The organism is Gordonia insulae, assembly GCF_003855095.1.
Classification (GTDB): domain Bacteria; phylum Actinomycetota; class Actinomycetes; order Mycobacteriales; family Mycobacteriaceae; genus Gordonia; species Gordonia insulae.
In genome coordinates, this window is record NZ_CP033972.1 from 5,780,989 (window position 1) to 5,799,115 (window position 18,127).

General features: G+C 68.9%; 20 protein-coding genes and 1 riboswitch. Of the genes, 11 read left to right on the plus strand and 9 right to left on the minus strand.

Annotation, left to right across the window (positions count from 1 at the left end; translation table 11 throughout):
* Positions 1–91 precede the first annotated feature (91 nt).
* Positions 92–1,513, plus strand: coding sequence for a purine-cytosine permease family protein (locus D7316_RS26130; protein ID WP_124710846.1), 1,422 nt, complete (start codon positions 92–94; stop codon positions 1,511–1,513).
* Between the two features lie 10 nt (positions 1,514–1,523).
* Here the strand turns inward: D7316_RS26130 and D7316_RS26135 are convergent, their stop codons facing one another.
* Complete coding sequence (locus D7316_RS26135) at positions 1,524–3,107, minus strand: PucR family transcriptional regulator (protein ID WP_124710847.1); 1,584 nt, start codon at positions 3,105–3,107, stop codon at positions 1,524–1,526.
* A gap of 88 nt (positions 3,108–3,195) precedes the next feature.
* Between D7316_RS26135 and D7316_RS26140 the strand changes: the two genes are divergently transcribed.
* Entirely contained in the window at positions 3,196–3,690 is a 495-nt protein-coding gene (locus tag D7316_RS26140) for a nucleoside deaminase (RefSeq protein WP_124710848.1), read from the plus strand.
* Positions 3,687–4,658 (plus strand): isopenicillin N synthase family dioxygenase, encoded by a 972-nt coding sequence (locus D7316_RS26145; RefSeq protein ID WP_124710849.1) that lies wholly within the window; start codon positions 3,687–3,689, stop codon positions 4,656–4,658. Before D7316_RS26140 ends, D7316_RS26145 begins: the two co-directional genes overlap by 4 nt.
* A gap of 110 nt (positions 4,659–4,768) precedes the next feature.
* On the opposite strand, the gene D7316_RS26150 is transcribed toward D7316_RS26145, so the two are convergent.
* Together D7316_RS26150 and D7316_RS26155 are read right to left on the minus strand one after the other, a co-directional pair.
* Entirely contained in the window at positions 4,769–6,148 is a 1,380-nt protein-coding gene (locus tag D7316_RS26150; RefSeq protein ID WP_232017090.1) for a S1C family serine protease, read from the minus strand.
* A 130-nt stretch (positions 6,149–6,278) separates the two neighbouring features.
* Positions 6,279–6,872 carry a TetR/AcrR family transcriptional regulator gene (locus D7316_RS26155; RefSeq protein ID WP_124710850.1) on the minus strand — a complete coding sequence of 198 codons (594 nt, stop codon included), beginning with the start codon at positions 6,870–6,872 and terminating at the stop codon, positions 6,279–6,281.
* Between the two features lie 113 nt (positions 6,873–6,985).
* Here D7316_RS26155 and D7316_RS26160 point away from each other — a divergent pair, with 113 nt between their 5' ends.
* Positions 6,986–8,020 (plus strand): oxygenase MpaB family protein, encoded by a 1,035-nt coding sequence (locus D7316_RS26160; RefSeq protein ID WP_124710851.1) that lies wholly within the window; start codon positions 6,986–6,988, stop codon positions 8,018–8,020.
* 16 nt (positions 8,021–8,036) lie between these two features.
* Here the strand turns inward: D7316_RS26160 and D7316_RS26165 are convergent, their stop codons facing one another.
* Positions 8,037–8,744, minus strand: a complete 708-nt coding sequence (locus tag D7316_RS26165) for a guanylate cyclase (RefSeq protein ID WP_232017091.1) — start codon at positions 8,742–8,744, stop codon at positions 8,037–8,039.
* 35 nt (positions 8,745–8,779) lie between these two features.
* Between D7316_RS26165 and D7316_RS26170 the strand changes: the two genes are divergently transcribed.
* Both D7316_RS26170 and D7316_RS26175 read left to right on the plus strand, forming a co-directional pair.
* Positions 8,780–8,965, plus strand: a complete 186-nt coding sequence (locus D7316_RS26170; RefSeq protein ID WP_124710853.1) for a hypothetical protein — start codon at positions 8,780–8,782, stop codon at positions 8,963–8,965.
* Positions 8,962–10,014 (plus strand): PHP domain-containing protein, encoded by a 1,053-nt coding sequence (locus D7316_RS26175; RefSeq protein ID WP_124710854.1) that lies wholly within the window; start codon positions 8,962–8,964, stop codon positions 10,012–10,014. The genes D7316_RS26170 and D7316_RS26175 overlap by 4 nt, the downstream gene beginning before the upstream one ends.
* An 89-nt stretch (positions 10,015–10,103) precedes the next feature.
* Here the strand turns inward: D7316_RS26175 and D7316_RS26180 are convergent, their stop codons facing one another.
* Positions 10,104–10,916: an ABC transporter permease gene (locus D7316_RS26180; protein ID WP_124710855.1), complete on the minus strand. Its 813-nt coding sequence runs from the start codon at positions 10,914–10,916 to the stop codon at positions 10,104–10,106.
* Positions 10,916–11,836 (minus strand): ABC transporter ATP-binding protein, encoded by a 921-nt coding sequence (locus tag D7316_RS26185; RefSeq protein ID WP_124710856.1) that lies wholly within the window; start codon positions 11,834–11,836, stop codon positions 10,916–10,918. Before D7316_RS26185 ends, D7316_RS26180 begins: the two co-directional genes overlap by 1 nt.
* 124 nt (positions 11,837–11,960) lie before the next feature.
* Here D7316_RS26185 and D7316_RS26190 point away from each other — a divergent pair, with 124 nt between their 5' ends.
* The 4 genes from D7316_RS26190 to D7316_RS26205 all read left to right on the plus strand — a co-directional run bounded on the left by D7316_RS26190 (position 11,961) and on the right by D7316_RS26205 (position 14,721).
* Complete coding sequence (locus D7316_RS26190) at positions 11,961–13,127, plus strand: sensor histidine kinase (RefSeq protein ID WP_124710857.1); 1,167 nt, start codon at positions 11,961–11,963, stop codon at positions 13,125–13,127.
* On the plus strand, positions 13,124–13,783 hold the full coding sequence (locus D7316_RS26195) for a response regulator (RefSeq protein WP_232017092.1): 660 nt from the start codon (positions 13,124–13,126) through the stop codon (positions 13,781–13,783). The genes D7316_RS26190 and D7316_RS26195 overlap by 4 nt, the downstream gene beginning before the upstream one ends.
* Positions 13,784–13,883: 100 nt before the next feature.
* Positions 13,884–14,294: a hypothetical protein gene (locus tag D7316_RS26200; RefSeq protein WP_124710858.1), complete on the plus strand. Its 411-nt coding sequence runs from the start codon at positions 13,884–13,886 to the stop codon at positions 14,292–14,294.
* 35 nt (positions 14,295–14,329) lie between these two features.
* Positions 14,330–14,392, plus strand: a riboswitch (guanidine-III (ykkC-III) riboswitch).
* A 14-nt stretch (positions 14,393–14,406) separates the two neighbouring features.
* On the plus strand, positions 14,407–14,721 hold the full coding sequence (locus tag D7316_RS26205) for a DMT family transporter (RefSeq protein ID WP_124710859.1): 315 nt from the start codon (positions 14,407–14,409) through the stop codon (positions 14,719–14,721).
* Between the two features lie 28 nt (positions 14,722–14,749).
* On the opposite strand, the gene D7316_RS26210 is transcribed toward D7316_RS26205, so the two are convergent.
* Both D7316_RS26210 and D7316_RS26215 read right to left on the minus strand, forming a co-directional pair.
* Positions 14,750–15,175: an acyl-CoA thioesterase gene (locus D7316_RS26210; protein WP_456298025.1), complete on the minus strand. Its 426-nt coding sequence runs from the start codon at positions 15,173–15,175 to the stop codon at positions 14,750–14,752.
* A 197-nt stretch (positions 15,176–15,372) separates the two neighbouring features.
* Positions 15,373–16,158: a hypothetical protein gene (locus D7316_RS26215; RefSeq protein ID WP_124710861.1), complete on the minus strand. Its 786-nt coding sequence runs from the start codon at positions 16,156–16,158 to the stop codon at positions 15,373–15,375.
* A 138-nt stretch (positions 16,159–16,296) separates the two neighbouring features.
* Between D7316_RS26215 and D7316_RS26220 the strand changes: the two genes are divergently transcribed.
* Positions 16,297–17,538 (plus strand): cation:proton antiporter, encoded by a 1,242-nt coding sequence (locus D7316_RS26220; RefSeq protein WP_124710862.1) that lies wholly within the window; start codon positions 16,297–16,299, stop codon positions 17,536–17,538.
* 49 nt (positions 17,539–17,587) lie between these two features.
* Here the strand turns inward: D7316_RS26220 and D7316_RS26225 are convergent, their stop codons facing one another.
* Positions 17,588–17,905 carry a transglycosylase family protein gene (locus tag D7316_RS26225; protein ID WP_124710863.1) on the minus strand — a complete coding sequence of 106 codons (318 nt, stop codon included), beginning with the start codon at positions 17,903–17,905 and terminating at the stop codon, positions 17,588–17,590.
* Positions 17,906–18,127: the final 222 nt, after the last annotated feature.

Sequence of the window (18,127 nt, forward strand, 5' to 3'; positions counted from 1 at the left end):
CGCGCCGGTGATCGAACTGTTCGGCATGCGCCCTCTCGCAACGGACACTTCGTAAGTTGCCCCGCCCCTCATCGGGCAGCAGAGTTGCGCCATGACCATCGGCGCACCCACCGACAATCCCGACGCGACGGCCACCGCGCCGCAGTCCGGCTACGGCAACAAGGTTCTGGCCGTCGAACCCGGCGGCAACGAGCCGATCCCACTCGATGCGCGTCACGGCAATCCGCGTGGCCTGTTCTGGACCTGGACGGCGCCCAACCTCGAGTTCGCGACGATCTTCGTCGGCGTGATCTCGGTGCTCTACTTCGGCCTGTCGTTCTGGCAGGCCGTCGCCGCGATGGCGATCGGGAACCTGCTCGGCGCCGCGGCCCACTTCCTGCTCTCCGCCGAAGGGCCGCTGCACGGCGTGCCCCAGATGGTGTTGGGGCGCCTCTCGTTCGGTCATCGCGGCAACGTCCTGCCGGCGACGTTCATGGCGGTCATGTGCGGCGTCGGTTGGTTCGCGACCAACAGCGTCAGCGGCGCGTTCGCCCTGTCGACGTTGTTCGGTGTCACGCCGTTGCTCGGACTGGTCATCATCGTGGTCGCGCAGACTGCTTTCGCATTCTTCGGTCACAACCTGGTGCAGCGTTTCGAACGGATCGCCGCACCGGTTCTGGCGGTGGTCTTCGTGATCGCCGCCGTGATCATCTTCAGCAAGTCGCAGGTGTCGACGCCTGCGGCCGACGGTGGGTTCTCGCTGGGCGGCTTCCTGCTGACCGTCGGTGCCGCGTTCGGGTACACGGCCGGCTGGACGCCGTACGCGGCCGACTACACGCGCTATCTGCCGCCCACCGTGTCCAGGTTGCAGACCGGACTCTTCGCGTCGGCGGGGTTGTTCATCTCCTGCACGTTCCTGATGATCGTCGGTGCGGCGTCGGTGACCATCGGCGACCCGACCTCCGACAACCCGACCGAGGCGTTCACCGCGAACCTGCCGACCGCGGTCGCCGACCTCACGCTGCTCGCCATCGCGGTCGGTGCGGTGGCGGCCAACGCGATCAATGTCTACTCGGGCGCCATGGCCTTCGTGACCATGGGCTTCCGGCTGCCCGTCGGGATCCAGCGTGCCCTGGTCACCGTGTTCTTCGGAGTGGTCGGCTTCCTCGTGGCGTGGTGGGCACTGGCCGACGCGGCCGCCTCGTACGAGGCGTTCCTGCTGCTGGTCGCGTATTGGATCGGACCCTGGCTGGGCGTGGTCTTCGCCGACCGGTTGCTCCGCAAGGAACCGCCGTCGCTGGCCCTGCTCTACGACACCCGGTACACCAACTGGGGTGGGGTCGCGGCATTCGTACTCGGATTGGTCGCGTCGGTCCTGTTGTTCTGCAACCAGGAACGATTCGTCGGATACGTGGTCCGGGCGGTTCCGGAACTCGGCGATGTGGGGGCCTTCGTCGGATTCGTGATCGCGTTCGTCGCGTACCTGATCCTGGCCCGCAGGCGTGTCGAGGAGTCCCAGCGGCAGTACGCCTGAGTCCCCGACGTCACCGTGCTGTGCGGCCCGGCATCCGATCGGCCCGGAAGGCGCTGACCGCCAACAGCATTGTCGGATAGGTCGTCGGCGAGGTCGGATCGAAACCGAGCAGACCGCGGATGCGCTCGAGTCGTTGGTACAGACTCTGCCTGCCGATGTGCAGCACCTCGGCCGACCTCGTCGCGCTGCAGCCGTTGCGGAGATGGGCCTCGAGGGTGGTGACCAGACTGGTCGACTGTGCGGCATCGTGCTCGACCAGCGGTGCGATGATCTGCCCCAGCTCCGCGCGGATCCTCGGATGGGATTCGCGGACAACCATTTCGGCGGCGAGTTCGCGACCGGTGAAGACGCTGCCGGAGACCACACCGGCTCGTGTCAGTTCCGCGGCGACGGCCAGGCGGTCGCCGCTGCGCCGCAGGGATTCCGCCATCGCGGTCGACAACTCGGCGCCGGCCGACGGGGTGTCGAGGCGATGCGCGTCGCCCACCACCGCGGTCATCCGACCGGCGGTGAGCGCGCCGGGACCACCGATCGCGGCAGCCACCCGCGCGACGGGATCGTCATCGCCGCCCCCGGCCGTCATCACCAGGGCGTAGACCGTGGCGTCCACGGTGGCCTGCACCAGCCCCGACAACGAGGCGGCGGCGCGCGCGAGCGTGGCCTCGGCCATCCTCGGATCCGGCGCCTCGGCCGCCACGGTGACGACCCGCGTCGACTCTGTGACGGGCACGCCGGCGCTGACGAGCCGCGCGAACAGGTCGGCGCGGCGGATGTGTCGGCCGCCGACGATCTCCTCGACGAGGCGCGCCCCCACCGCCGAACCCCGTGTGCCGGAACGCGTCAGCGCGGCCCCGACCGGGCCCGCCGCCACGTCGAGCAAGGCGGGGATCGACGCGTCCGGCAGGTCGGAGTGGGCGTTGCCGCCGGCGACCAGACGGGCGATCTCGCGATCACGCACGATGACCGGGGCCGCGGCGACCGCGGCGTCGACGATGCGCCAGGCGGAGCGGTCGTCGTCGACGCCGTGGGCGGCGAGCAGCGCGCCCGACGAGCCGATCAATGCGACCGGCCTTCCCGCGGCGGCGGAGACGTGCGCGAGCATGCCGGCGACCCCGCTCGCGGACACCAGATCCCGGTGGAGCGCATCGTCGAGCGCGGCCCGGCGGCGAAGAACGCCGAGTTCACCGGACACGATCGCGGTGTTCGTCTCGCGGCAGACCTCGATGAACGGCAGGACCCGGCGGAGTTCGATGATCGGCAGTCGGCTCGCCGATCCCTCGCGCACCATCTCCTCGGGGATCGTGTCGAAGGTCCGGCCGACCTCGAAGGCGAGGCCCGCGACGCCGCGGTCGGCCAGGTCCCGCACATAGTGGCGCCGGGTGCCGGCGTCGAGACCGCCGAGCCCGAGTCCGGTGGTGAGCAGCAACTCTCCACCGGACAGCAGTGGACCGATCTCGAATATCTCGCTGGAGTGCACCCAGCCGACCGGCACGTCGAGTCGGTCGTGCGCGGTCAACACATGCGGGTCGGCGCCGCCGAGGTGGCGGCTGATCACCGTACGCAGGGTCATGGTGGGCGCGGAGGCAGCGGGCATGAGTTCGACGATATGCACGTTCGGTGATGCCCGCAGGGCGACGAACTGTCAGTTGTGGCATCGGGAGGTCGACGGCAGGCTGATCGTCATGACCACCCGTACCGACGCCGTCCCGGGGCTCGATCCGGCCGTCCTCCTCGAAACCGCGTACCGACAGGCCCGCATCGGACTCGACGAGGGTGGCATCCCGATCGGCGCGGCCCTCTTCTCCGCCGACGGGACACTGCTCGGCGAGGGCCGCAATCGCCGTGTACAGCACGATGATCCGTCGGTGCACGGAGAGACGGACGCCTTCCGCGCGGCGGGGCGGCAACGCGACTACTCGTCGACGATCATGGTGACCACGCTCGCGCCGTGCTGGTACTGCAGCGGCCTCATCCGCCAGTTCGGTATCGGCGCGGTCGTGATCGGCGAGAACCGCACCTTCGGCGGCGGCGAGGAGTGGCTCGCCGACCTCGGCGTGACGGTCACCATCGTCGACGACGATCGCTGCGTGGCCATGATGGCCGACTTCATCGCCGCCGATCCGGCGCTGTGGAACGAGGACATCGGCGTCGCCGGTCCCGAAGGAGAAATCGTATGAGCCACAGTCCGATCCTCACCATCGATCTCGAAGCGTGGCGCGGCGGGGGAGCGGCGGCCGATCAGGTGTGCGCCGCCGTCGACGAGTCGCTGCAGAAGGCCGGGTTCCTGCTCGTCACCGGCCATGGCATCGACCCCGGACTACCCGCCGCGTTGCGGGCCGCTGCCCGCGACTTCTTCGCTCTGCCCGCGACGGTCAAGGACCGGTACTCCGTCGGTGTCGGCGGCCGGGGCTGGATCGGACCGGGGATGGAGGCCAACGGTTATGCCGAGGGCACCGAGACACCGCCTGATCTGAAGGAGACCTACAACTCGGGCGCCCAGACACCCGTGGGCATCCCGGAGATCGACGACTACTGGTTCGCCCCCGACGTCTGGCCCGCGGAGGAGCCGCGGCTGCGCGAGCTGTTCACCGCGTGGACGGCGCAGGTGAAGGCGCTGTCCGACGAGTTGCTCGTCCTGATGTCGGCGTCGCTCGGGCTGGTCGGCGAGCACAATCCGTTCCGGGGGCTGGCGGGAAATGCGACCTGGACGTCGAACATCAACCACTATCCACCGATGGCCGTGGTGGGCGAGCCCGAGCCGGGACAGTTCCGCATCGGTCCGCACACCGACTTCGGCACCGTCACCGTGCTGGACCGCGAACCCGGCGCCGGCGGCCTGCAGGTCTACAGCGACGACGTCGGTTGGGCCGACGCGCCCTACGATCCGGCCGCGCTGACGATCAACATCGGCGACCTGCTCGAATACTGGTCGGGCGGACGGTGGCCGGCCGGGCGTCATCGTGTCCTGCCGCCGCAACCGGACGCGCCGGAGGAGGACCTGGTGTCGCTCATCTTCTTCTACGAACTCGATCACGATGCCGTCGTGACGCCACTGGAGCCGCCGGTAGGGACGCGTGCCGGACTCCCGCCGGTGGTCTCGGGTGACTTCATCAAGGAGCGGCTCGACGCCATCACGGTCGGCTGAGGGCCGCGCCGGACCCGCAACGCGCAAACGGCTCCGTCGGTCAACAGACCGACGGAGCCGCCCCGCTCCCCGGGGTTCTCAGGTGTTCAGGTGCTCGGACCCGTGTGCGCTCAGGGCACCAGACCGAAGGGGCTGCCGCCGAACGGTGTCCGGCCCTGACCGCTGCCGCCATCGTCCGACTGGCCGCCGGACTCGGGAATCGTGGTCTGCTGCTTGTCGACCGCGCTGCCCAGCTTCACCTGGACGGTGCGGGCATCGTTGCCGGATCCCACCGTCACCGGGACGGTCTCGCCGGGTGCATGGGTGAGGATCTGGGCCATCAGGTCGGCGTAGTCGCTGATCGGGGTGTCGCCGACCTTGGTGATCACGTCGCCGTTCTTGATGCCGGCCGATGCGGCTGCGCCGCCGGCCTGAACGCCGCCGACCTGCGCGCCGGTCGCCGATCCGTTGGCCGAGGCCAGCGAACCCTGGACGCCCAGAACGGGTTTCATCGCCTGTCCGTCCTGCAGCAACTCGTTGGCGATCCGCTTGGCCGCGTTGACCGGGATGGCGAAGCCCAGCCCGTAGGCCTGGACGCCGCCGCTGCCGCCCTGGCCGGTGTCGACCGCCGAGTTGACGCCGACGACCTGACCCTGCAGGTTCACCAGCGGGCCGCCGGAGTTGCCGGGATTGATCGGGGTGTCGGTCTGCAGGCCGTTGTAGACGGTGAGGCCCGAACCGCTCTCGTCGCCCGCGGTCACCGTGCGCGAGAGAGCGCTGACGATGCCCGATGTGACCGTGTTGGAGAGGTTCTCGGGGCTGCCCACCGCGACGACCTGTTCGCCGACCTGGAGTCCGCTCGAATCACCGAGTGTTGCCGGGGTGAGCCCGGATGCGTTGGCGAGCTTGATCACCGCGAGGTCGTAGGACGGCGACGTGCCCGTCACCTCGGCGGTGTGGGTCTTGCCGTCGCCGGTGGTGACCGTGATGGCGCTGCCCTGTCCCGCGGCCGCGACGACGTGGTTGTTCGTCAGCACGTACCCGTCCGGGGACAGGATGATCCCGCTGCCCACGGCGGTGCCCTGCGACGTGTTCACCTTGATGTCCGCGGTCGATTTCGATGCGACCTGCGCGGCGTAGGTCACCGACCCGGGTTTGACGTCGGCGGCGTTGGCGGCCGATGCGGGCTGCGAACTGAGCACCGGCACCGAAGGATTGGTGCCGCGATCGAGCAGCGCGCTGCCACCGACGCCCACCGCGCCACCGATGAGGCCGGCCAGCAGCGCGGTGGCGATGATCGGCTTGGTCATCCCGCCGCGGGCTCGGCTGGGGGCGGACGGCGGCGGGTACGCGCCGGCCGCAGTCGAATCCCATTGCGCGTGTGGGTATGCGGTGGGTGGGTAGGTCGACTGGGGGTGGGTGGTCGACTGGGGATGGGCGAAAGGCCCCTGCTGGGTGAGGGGTTCGGTTACCGGGCTCTGGTCGCCATCGGTCGGATGAGGTTCGTTCACGACACCACATTGCCCGGCCAGTATGAGAGCAATGCAAGAGGTGAGCCTCCGGTTTCCTGGCAATTCGCCGGGCGAATCTCAGCATTTTCCGAGGAACTCCGGGACGGGCAGCTGCCGTCCGGCGCGTGACTCAGCGCAGGACAAGCGAAACCGCTCGATCCACCACGGCGTCGAGGTCGTCACCGAGGTGACCGGCGAGCCACTGCTGGGCGAGTTCGGCCATCGCGCCCGTATACAGGGTGGCCACCACTCGGCCGGTGAGTGGATCCGCGTTCTGTTCCGTGGTGATCTCGGTCAACACGAGTTCCATCAAGAGGTCCTGGGTGGCGGCTCGACGCGCGGTGAGCACGGGGTGGGACCGTCCCTCGGTGAACAGGATTCGGCCGCGTCGCGGGTCGTCGGAGCAGAATCCGAGCACCGCGCGGATGCCGGCCGCGGTGCGCGCGCGGATCGAACCGCTCTGCGCCGTCATGGCCGCCTCGACCGCGGTGGCCAGTTCCTCCGCGACCATGTCGTAGAGGGCGCCGAGCAGCGCATCGGTGTCGGTGAAGCTCTCATAGAAGTAGCGACTGTTCAGGCCGCACTCGCGGCAGACCGACCGGACCGACACCCCGGCCGCGCCGGTCTCGCCGAACACGGCGAACGCGGCATCGACGAGCAGACCCCGACGTTCCGCACGGCGGTCGGTGAGGGGGACACCGGCCCACCGGGTGGTGCTCGACATCGGATCAGCGTACGTCGCCGCTGTGCAGATTCCAACAGGTTCTGGTCACAACCGTGACCAGAACGTATTCTGGTCACAACCGTGACCAATACCCGACCGTGAGGACGTGCCCGATGTCGATCTCTCTTGACGTGTTGCCCCGGTTCGACCCGCTGCCGTTTCCGTTGCCGCACCAGTGGGCCGGCACCTGGCTCAACGGTCGCTTCGATGCGACCATCCGGGCGAAGTACTTCCGGGGCATGGAATTCGCGGATCCGGTCGGTGACCCGGGGTGGTTCGGTCCGGACAGCGCCACGTGGCATGTGCACGCGCACACGCCTGCGCTCATCTTCGGCCTACAGTGCGCGTCCTACCTGGAGCGGTTGGACCCGAGCATCTTCTGGATGGGCGTGCACCACTCCCGTCTGGTGGAGAAGACCGACGACGGCGAGCCGACCGGGCGCATCGATCCCGCCGGCGCGGTGACCCGTCTGGGCCACTCGGTGGCGTTCTTCATCGGCACCGCATACGGATCCACAGAGACCGCCGAGCGACTGGCCCGCACGGTGCGGGCGATGCACCACACCATCAAGGGAACCCGTCCCGACGGACTGGCCTACGACGCCGACGATCCGGCGTGGCTGCGGTGGAACTACGCCACGGTGGTGTGGGGGATCGCCACCGCGCACGAGATCTATCATCCGAAGCCGTTGCGCGGTGACGACCTCGACCGCTACTACGGCGAATTCGTGCGGGTCGGACATGCCCTCGGTGGCGCCGATCTGCCGACCACCAAGGCCGAGACGCTGGAGTGCCTCGCCGAATACCTGCCGAAACTGGCGCTGACGCACGGCAATGCGATCGCCACCGGTGCCAACCTCACCAATCCCGCTCAGGCCGCGCTCGACTGGGCCATCCGCGACACCATGCCGGACTGGGCCGCTCAACTGGTGATGCACCGGTCACCGAACCCCATCGAGCGCCGAGCCCGACGCAGCGTCGTGTGGACCGCGTTGAACGGGCTGCACGCCACGATGGGCGAGGCGCCGGAGTTCACTGCCGCGCGGGGCCGGGTGGCAGGCGGCACGACGGTCTCGCACACCGAGCCCGGCTACGTCCCGGGCACCGACCCCGAACTCGATCGGTCGGCGGTCGAGGCGGCGCTCTGACGGCGGCGGGCCGACGTCACCGACGCACCACGATCTCCTCACCGAGGACGGACCCGGGAGTCAGCGGCAGCACGTCGCCGCTCCAGAACCGGCCCGGATCAAACCAATTGGAGTCCTTGGTCGCGTCGAGCAGACCGATCTCGGCATAGGTGATCGCCACGACCTCCGCGCAGTAGGCGGCCTGCAGCCCCACGGTGTGTGCGCGACGCTTCGCGCGCCGGTCACGCGCCAATCGGTCCAGGTAGGGGACGCCGCGGACCACGTCGACGCTGTTGGGCATCCGGCCCCGGAACCAGCGCCCCGCCAGTCGGGCGGTCGCGGGGAACGGTGTGCCGTCGAGTCGCGCGATCACCCGGAGGAGGTCGTCCTCCTGTGCGGTGGTGACATCGGGGGTCAGTTGGCGTAGCCAGCAGTCCTGCCCGTAGCGGTCCATCCACTGCACGACGGCCTCCCGCCCGTCGTGGAGCTGGACGCCGCGATGGTTGCTGCCGGTCCAGACGTCGGTCAGCTTGTCGCCCAGCTCCGCGTGCCAGAGCAGCGGGGGAAGATCATCGATCGCGACCGTCATCGCCACGTGGTTGACCGGCGCATTGGTCAGCGCCTGGATGGCGCGGTCGGGTCCCGAGCGGCCTCGGAAGAGCCAGATGTCGCCGGTGCGCGTGACGTCGAGTGCCTCGTCCAGGCCGATTCCCCGGTCGGCGGGCACGCCCTTTCCTCTGCTCACCAGAGCAGCGTAGATCAGCCACTATCCTCGGACCCATGCACAGCGCATGGAAATGGGTGGGTCTGGCCGGGGCCGTCGGCGTCGCGGCGGGCGGGGTGATGGTCGCCCGAGATCAACGTCAGCGCAACGCCTACAGCGCCGACGACGTGCGGGACCGCCTGCATCGCCGCCACGACGAGGCACAGGCCCGCGAGGATGCGGACGTCGGCGAGTCACCGTGAATCCGCTCGCCGCGCTCGATGCGCCGGTGGATCCGGTGGTGGCGCTGACGCGGATCGCGTGGCTGCTCGAACGCGATCGACAGAGCACCTATCGCGTTGAGGCGTTCCGTAAGGCGGCGCGGGCGGCGCGGCGGGTGGGTGCCGACGAGCTCGCCCGCAAGGCCTCGGCACGCACGCTGACCGACATCAGCGGTATCGGGAAGACCACTGCGGCGGTGATCGTCGAGGCGGTCGACGGTGGACTACCCGGATATCTGGCGGACCTGCAGGCGTCGGCACCCCATTCGCTCGCCGGCGGCGGCCAGGAGATCTACCGTGCCGTACGCGGCGACCTGCACGCGCACACCGAATGGAGTGATGGTGGCGCATCGCTCGAGGAGATGGCGGCCGCGGCAACCGCACTCGGACACGACTGGCTGGCGATCACCGACCACTCACCGCGTCTGACGGTCGCCAACGGGTTGAGCGCCGAACGCCTCGCGCAGCAACTCGAGGACATCGGCGAGCTCAACCGGGAATCGGGCGACGGCGCCCGCATACTGACCGGGATCGAGGTGGACATCCTCGACGACGGCACCCTCGACCAGACCGACGAGATGCTCGGACGACTCGACATCGTCACGGCGTCGGTGCATTCCAAGCTTCGGATGGACGCCGCCCCGATGACGCGGCGGATGGTGGCCGCGGTGTCCGATCCGAGGGTGAACGTGCTCGGACACTGCACCGGCCGACGGGTGACGGGTGGTCGCGGTTCGAGACCCCCATCGGTGTTCGATGCCCGAGCGGTGTTCACCGCGTGTGCCGAGCACGGGACGGCGGTGGAGATCAATTCGCGGCCCGAGCGGGTCGATCCACCCGACGACCTCATCGAGCTCGCGCGCGACCTGGGGTGCCTGTTCGCGATCGATTCCGACGCGCACGCCCCGGGTCAGCTGGACTTCACATCGCTCGGCGCACAGCGCGCCGAACAGCACGGTATCGATGCCGACCGCATCGTCACCACCTGGCCGGTGGACCGGGTGCTGGACTGGGCGGCGTCAGACGTATAGCCGCCGACCGACGAGCCCCTCGGGGGGTGGGCCCGCCGGCCGGCGGTGGCGCACAGTGATCAGGTCGGCCTGGCTCGAATCGGCCTGGTCTACTTGATCTCTGAGCGCAGCACGCGGATCACACCCAGCGTCAATGGGATGGCGATCCACACGATTGCGGACACGAGGAGTCTGGCCCACTCGCCGCCGGTGGCCCAGTCGCCCGACTGGAACGGCATGTTGGTCGTGGACGTGTCGATCCACTGGCCGAGGTTGTCCTTGAACCACGGCACCAGCTCGGTGATCAGCGAAAGTGCCGTCGGCAGTGCGAAGTACGCGACGATCGCACCGGGCGTGTTGAGGATCAGCGCGGCGAATCCGAATCCGAGGAGCAGGCCGAACATCTGCAGCACGAACGAGTTCACCAGGCCTGCCGCGGTGAACGTCCAGGCACCGGCCGGATCGGTGTAGATGATCCCGGCGATCACGTTGCCCACCGCGCCGAGGACGAGCGCGACCACCACGGCTCCGACACCGGCGATGAGCGCGGCCGACAGTTTCGCCGCGACGACCCGCTCGCGACGGGGCTCCATGGTGAATGTGGTGAGTGCGTTGCGTTGACTCCACTCGCCGGTGACCAGGAGGATCGCCAGCACCGGCAGGATGATCGCCGTAGGGATGTTCATCATGCCGAAGAACTCACCGAAGCCCAGATTCTCCGGACTGTTGCGATCGGCGATCAGCATCGCGACGGCCACCACGACGGAGATGACGCCGATGGACGCGGTCAGCCAGAATCCGGCGCGGGTGTCGACGAGTTTGCGTAGTTCGACCGCGGTGAGGCGGGCCAGCGGTATCGGGGCGGTCCGACGATCGGCCGCTGCGGTGTTCGGGACCGCGACGTTCCGGACTGGGGTGCTCATCACTGGACTCCCTGGGGGACTGGTTGTTCGCGCTGGGTCTGTTGGGTGAGTTGCAGGAACATCTCCTCGAGCTGGGCGCCGTCACCGGGCCGGAGTTCGATGAGGGCGATGCCGGTGGCTGCGGCGACCCGCCCGACGTCCTCGGGCGTGGCATCGGTGGTGAAGCCGCCGCCGTCGGCCGGCTGAGCGTGAATACCACTGCGTGACAACGCGTCTGCCAGTGACGTGTCGTCGAGGGACCGGACGCGTGCGCCGTTGGTGGCCAGGAGTTCGTCCTTCGTGCCCTGCGCGACGATCCGCCCCTGCCCGATGACGAGGATCTCGTCGGCGATGATCTCGATCTCGTGCAGCAGGTGTGAGGACAGCAGGACGGTGCCGCCACGGTTCGCGTAGTCCCGCAGCAGGGTGCGCATCCAGTGGATGCCGGCCGGGTCGAGTCCGTTGGCGGGTTCGTCGAGGATCAGGATGTGCGGATCACCGATCAGCGCGTTGGCGATGCCGAGGCGCTGACGCATACCCAGCGAGTAGTTGCGCACCCGGCGGTCGGCCTCGTCGGGAGTCAGGCTGACCATCTCGAGCATCTCGTCGACGCGGGATCGCGGCACGCCCATCGTCATCGCACTGAGTCGGAGGATCTCCGCGCCGGTGCGGCCGGCGTGCTGGGCCGAGGCGTCGAGCAGGACACCGACCTGGGTGGACGGATTCGGGATGTCGCGGTACGCGAACCCGTCGACGGTCGCCGAGCCGGATGTCGGAGGCGTGAGCCCGGCGATGATGCGCATCGTGGTGGACTTGCCTGCGCCGTTGGGCCCCAGGAATCCGGTGACCTGTCCGGACTTGCAGGCGAACGAGACGTCGTCGACGGCCGTGTGGTCGCCATATCTCTTGGTGAGGTGCTCGACGGTGATCATGGTGACCATCGTCGCCGGAGCAGGCAGGCCGCCACATCGGGCGGGAGGCCAGATCGATGTCCGACCAAAGTCGTAGGCCGGTGTGGTCGAGAGTATGAGGTGACCCCGACATCGCCCCGATTACGGTAGGGGTGTGCGCCCCGACGACTACCAACCGCCGTTGACGTGGTGGAGTCACACCTGGCGCCTGGTGCTGATGCTCGTGATCTCCGGGGTCGCCTGGGGTACCCGCGCCGGATACCAGTGGGAGTACGCCCGCTGGTGGTTCGTGACGGACCTCTCGGTCGGACTGCTCACCTACGTCGTGGTGTGGTGGCGCCGTTCCCATCCCGTGGCGGTGGCCACGATCGGCAACCTCGCCAGCATCATCTCGGCGAGTTCGGCCGGTGCCGGCATCCTGGCGATGGTCTCGCTCTCGACGCGCCGGAACTGGCGCGAGATCATCCCGCAGGCGGTGCTCGCCGCTGTCTGCGGCGTCCTCGGCGAAGAGTTCTTCAACGTGCCGGACGTCAACGAGCCGGCGCTGCTGCGGTACGGCATCCTGTTCGCGGTGCTGGCCACGATGATCGGTTGGGGCATGTACATCGGGTCGCGGCGTGAGTTGTTCGCGAGTTGGCGCCAGCGGGCGATCCTGGCCGAGGCCGAGCAGGAAGCCGAGGTCCGCCGGGCCCGGTCGGTCGAACGTGCACGAATTGCTCGCGAGATGCATGATGTTCTCGCCCATAGGATCTCGACGGTGAGCATGTACGCCGGCGCGCTGGCCTATCGTGACGACCTCGATCGGGCACAGGTCAAGGAGACCGCGCAGACGATCCAGGAGACGTCTCATCTCGCGCTCACCGAGCTCCGCGAGGTGCTCGGGGTCCTCCGCGAGGGTCCGGGTGATGCCGATCCCGAACAGCCGCAGGCGGTTCCGCAGGATCTCGACGCCCTCATCGAGGAGGGCCGGGCGGGTGGTACGCGCATCGAGTACTCCTGCTCGGCGGACCTCGCGACGATGGCACCCGCGCGCTTCCGCACGCTGTATCGATGTCTGCAGGAGGCGTTGACGAACGCGCGTAAACACGCACCGGCCGCGGCGGTCACGGTGCGGATCAAGGGTGACCCCGATGTCGGTGTCGACCTGCTCGTCGACAACCCGCTGCCGTTGCGCACCGACCCGACTGACCTGCCGCCGAGATCGGGGCTCGGATTGGTCGGCGTGGCCGAACGGGTCGCGTTGAGCGGTGGAAGGCAGTCGGCGCTGCGGACCGACGATCGGCACTTCGTCCTGCACGTCTGGCTACCGTGGAGCACATGAGCGCCGCCCGCATCATGATCGTCGACGACGACCCGCTGGTCCGTTCCGGTCTGCGGCTGTTGCTCGGTGGCGACCCGGCCCTCGACGTGGTCGCCGAGGCGGGCAACGGCCAGCAGGCCATCGACCGTCACGCCGCGGACCCGGTGGACATGCTGCTGATGGATCTCCGGATGCCGGTGATGGACGGGATCACCGCGACCGCGAGACTCAAATCGATCGAGGACCCGCCGTCGGTGATCGTGCTGACCACCTTCGACGCCGACGACCACGTGGTCCGGGCGCTGGCCGTGGGTGCCGACGGCTTTCTCCTCAAGGACACCGCACCCGAGGACATCGTCGCGGCGATCAAGAATGTGCTGCAAGGACTTCCGGTGCTGAGCCCGTCGGTGACGGCGGCGCTGATCAAGCAGGTCGTGGCGGGCGACGGTGGGGCGGGCCGGTCGACACGGGCACGCGATGAACTCGCAGCGCTCACCGACCGGGAGCGCGACGTGGCGATCTGCCTCGCCAGGGGCGCGTCGAATGCGGAGATCGCGACCGAGCTCTACATGAGTGTGGCGACGGTGAAGGCGCACATCTCGCACATCTTCACCAAACTCGGCACGGCCAATCGTGTTCAGGTCGCGATCCTCATCCACGACGCCGGCCTCGCGTGACGGCGTCCGACCGATCGGCCTGGTGGCGGGAACTCCCGATCCTGTGGAGACTGGATGGCACACGGCATCGCAGCCGTCCCGCTGCACCAGGAGGTCTCTCATGGCGGAGAACAACGGACCATTCGGAATGAGCCCGGACGATTTCGACCGGTTCGCCCGCGAGGCGACGGACGGAGTCCGCGACATGGTCGGCAAGTTCCTGGCCAGCCCCGGCGGCCAGGGATCGTGGTCGGCCATGTTCTCCGACACCGACCGACGGACACACCGGGAACCGGAGACCGCGGGCGAGACCGGCACGGGTGTCTGGGCGGTCTTCGTCGTCAGCGATGACGGTGGTGCCCGTGTCGAGCAGGTGTACGCGAACGAACTCGATGCGCTACGGGCGAACAAGCACAACACCGATCCGCGGCGCAAGGTGCGGTTCCTGCCGTACGGCATCACGGTCAGTGCGCTCGACGAGGACGATGCTCCCGGGGACGATGCTCCCGGGGACCATTCGCCGCCCGAGTGACGAATTTCGGCCCCACCTGGAACGTTGCTAGGGTGGTGGGGTCGATGGGACACACCGGACGAGCCCGCCGTACCCGGCCAGCGACAAGACGGTGGCTCTGGAGGTCACCATCATGTCCTGGCTCGTTCTCGTCGTATCCGGCGTTCTCGAGGCCATCTGGGCGACCGCGATGGGCAAGTCCGAGGGCTTCACCCGTCTCGTGCCCAGCGTCATCTTCGGCGTCGCGCTCATCGCCAGCATGGGCGGACTCGCGTACGCCATGCGCTCGTTGCCGACCGGAACCGCCTACGCCGTCTGGGTCGGGATCGGCGCCACCCTCACCGTCGTCTACGCGATGATCACCGGTGAGGAAACCGTGAGCGTGGTCAAGGTGCTCTGTATCGTCGCGATCATCGGCGGCGTGATCGGCCTGAAGATGGCCGGATGAGTCGGAGCTCGGGCCTCACCACCCGGGCTCATTGCGCCGAACGCAGCGCCGTCCGCCGTTCCTGTGCTTCCCGGAAGCGTCGCTTCTGCACGTCGGTCTCCGGCACGAGTTGGGGAACGGGATGCGGACGCCCGCCGTCGTCGGTGGCCACCATCGTGAAATAGCAACTGTTGGTGTGGCGGCGCTGGCCGGTACGGACATCCTCGGTGTCGACCCGGATGCCGACCTCCATCGAGGTCCGCCCGGTGTAGTTGACCGATGCCGTGAGCGTGAGGATCTCACCCACCCGGATCGGCTCCCGGAAGATGACCCGGTCCACCGAGAGTGTCACCGCGTAGCGGCGCGAATAGCGACTCGCGCATGCGTAGGCGACCTGATCGAGCAGCTTGAGCAACGTGCCACCGTGCACATTGCCCGCGAAGTTCGCCATGTCCGGCGTCATCAGCAGCGACATCGACAGACTGATGCGCTCGGACGACTCGTCGTCGGAGTGTTCGACCGTTCCCGGGTCGTCGAGGGTTTCCATCGTGCGGCTCCAATCGCGGGCTGAGGGCGTCGGTTCCAACCCTTTCATCTACCCGCCGGTCAGGTCGGGCGTGTGCGGTGATCCACAGTGTGGGCACCGCCGCGCCCGACCCGGAGCCTGACGATCTACCGGTGCGGCGGTTCGGCCAGGCCGCGCGCGACGCCCACACCGGCGCCCACACCCGCACCGATCGCGGTGAACGGCGCCGCGGTCACCGCGGCACCGATCGCGGCGCCGGCGATCGGACCCGCCACCAGCCCGGCGGGCAGGAACGGCACACCCGCGACGAGGCCGGCGACCCCGCCGACCAGGGCTCCCGCCGTGGCCAGCGGCGCGCCGACGGTGGCGGTCGCGATCGCGGCGCCGGTCGTCGCGTCGGCGACGGTGGTCGCGGCGACCCGGTCCGATCGGGCCGGGTCGAGTCCCATCGAGTCGCCCGCGGCGGCAACCTGTGCCTCGGCGCCGGCCGCGGCGTCGTTGACCTGGCGGGTCTGCTGCGGGGTCAGCCAGCCGGGCGCCGGTGCCTGCAGATCCCCGGCGCGGACGGTGCCCGGCGCCGGCGCGATCGGGCGGACCGGCGCGACGGGTGTCGGTGCGTGCAGCGACGCGAGGTCGAGCGGTTTGAGGGGCTGCTGGGTCAGCGGCCGGGTGCCCCGCCCGGTCCGTTGCGGGGCCGGCGCAGGGTTCTCGCGATCGGCGACCGGCTGTGGCGCGACGGCGGGGTGTGTGGCCGGAAGGTGCGGCGCCGGGAGGTGCGGTAACGGCATCGGTGCCGGCGCCGCCGGCGCTGCGGACGCCGCGCCCGCCCCGGCGAAGGCGAGCACGACCGGCGCAGATCCGGTGGCGACCAGGGTTGCCATGCGGCGGTGCGGGTTCGGTGCGCGGTGACGGCCTCGTGCGCGATTGCTCATGCTTTCTACCTCCGGCTTGTCGTCGATCACGGTGTTCCGACGGTGGTTCGCGTGGTGGCTGTGCCCGGATGGGTCGGGAACCGGGTGGGCCGGAGATCGCCTGGCAGGACGAGTCGCCCGCTGTGCCAGGATGTCCTCATGTTCCTGCTCGCGGAGGCGTCGTCCGAGGTGGACGCGTCGGCGACCATCTCGCTTTTCTGGATCGCGGTGGTGGCCGTCATCTCACCGCTCATCTCGCGCCTGTCACGGGGGTACATCCCGGACGCGGTGGTCCTGTTGGTGCTCGGGATGGTCGTGGGCCCGAACATGCTCGGCTGGGCGGACTCCGGAGATGTTGCGATCATCAGCCAGATGGGACTCGGTCTGCTGTTCCTGCTGGCCGGCTACGAGCTCGATCCGAAGTTGTTGGGCGGCAAGCCGGGTCGCGTCGCGCGACTGACCTGGCTGGTCGGACTGGTGTTCGCCTGGGGCGCGGTGACACTCGCGGTGTCGTCGCAGAGCTTTTCCACCCACGTCGCGGTGGCCATCGCGCTGACGTCGACGGCGTTGGGCACCCTGTTGCCGATCCTGCGGGAAGCAGGCCTCCTCGACACCCCACTCGGCCGCTCGGTGATGGCACACGGCGCGGTGGGGGAGCTGGGGCCGATCCTGGCGATGTCACTACTGCTGACCAGCCGCAACCTCCCCGGGGCGCTGCTGGTCCTGGTGCTCTTCGGCATCGCCGCGGTGATCATCGGTGTCGTGCCGCAACGGATCGTCGCGCGGCTGCCGGGTGTGCGGCGCGCGGTCACGGTGATGCGCGGGGGCACGATCCAGCTTCCGGTGCGCATCGTGATCCTGTTGCTCGTCTCGCTGATGACGGTGGCGGCGGTGTTCGACCTCGACGTCGTGCTCGGTGCGTTTGCCGCCGGACTCATCCTGCGGCGCCTGATCGGACCCGAGCAGAAAGCCGTGGGGTCGTCGCTGGAGGTGATCGGATTCGGGGTCTTCATCCCGGTCTTCTTCGTCACGTCCGGGATGGGGATCGACATCGCGGCGGTGTTGGGTGAGCCGGGCTTCTGGGCCGTCCTCGTCGTGGCGATCGGCGTGGCCCGGGGTCTACCGGTCTGGTTCAGCGAACGCTACGTCGAGCACGGGGCGAATCTCGAGTTCGGTCACGAACGCGCCCAGCTGGCGCTCTATGCGGCGACGGGCCTGCCCATCATCGTCGCGGTCACCCAGGTCGCCATGGCGTCGGACCTGATGTCGGTCGAGGTCGCGTCCACCCTCGTCGCCGCGGGCGCGACCACGGTGTTGCTGTTCCCGATGATCGCGCGGCTGATCGGTGCGCGACATCCGGGTGCATCTGACGACGTGAGCCGGACCGAGGCGTCGATGTGACGCTCGGCCCGGCTCACGGGTCGATCACGCGGAATGCGCTCTGCAGAGATCAGAGGTTGGCGCCGCACACCGGCCAGGCGCCGGGGCCCTGGGTGGCGAGGACGTTCTCGGCCACCCGGATCTGCTCCTCACGCGAGGCGTTGGCGGCGTTACCGGAACCGCCGTTGGCCTCCCAGGTGCTCTGCGAGAACTGCAGGCCGCCGTAGTAGCCGTTGCCGGTGTTGGTGGACCAGTTGCCACCGCTCTCGCACTGGGCGACTGCGTCCCAGTTGCCGGCGGCCGACGCGTTGGCGGTCACCATGGTGAGCGGGGCGATGGACATCACGCCGACGATTCCGGCGCGGACAGCAAGCTTCTTCATGGTCATGGTCTTCGTTCCTCCTGTCGCCGCCCCGTAGCGGGCTGGGCAGCTGATCTTCGGACCGAGGGCGACGGTACAAGCTGGTAACAGAAAGGTCACGTCAGGTCAGTGACCTGCGGGATTCGGATCACGGCTGGATAACACCGGTGATATTCCGGTGAATTGCCTGCGCATGGCGGCGAATTGCCCGGGGCGGTGCACCATCTGCAATTCGGTCAGCAGTGATGA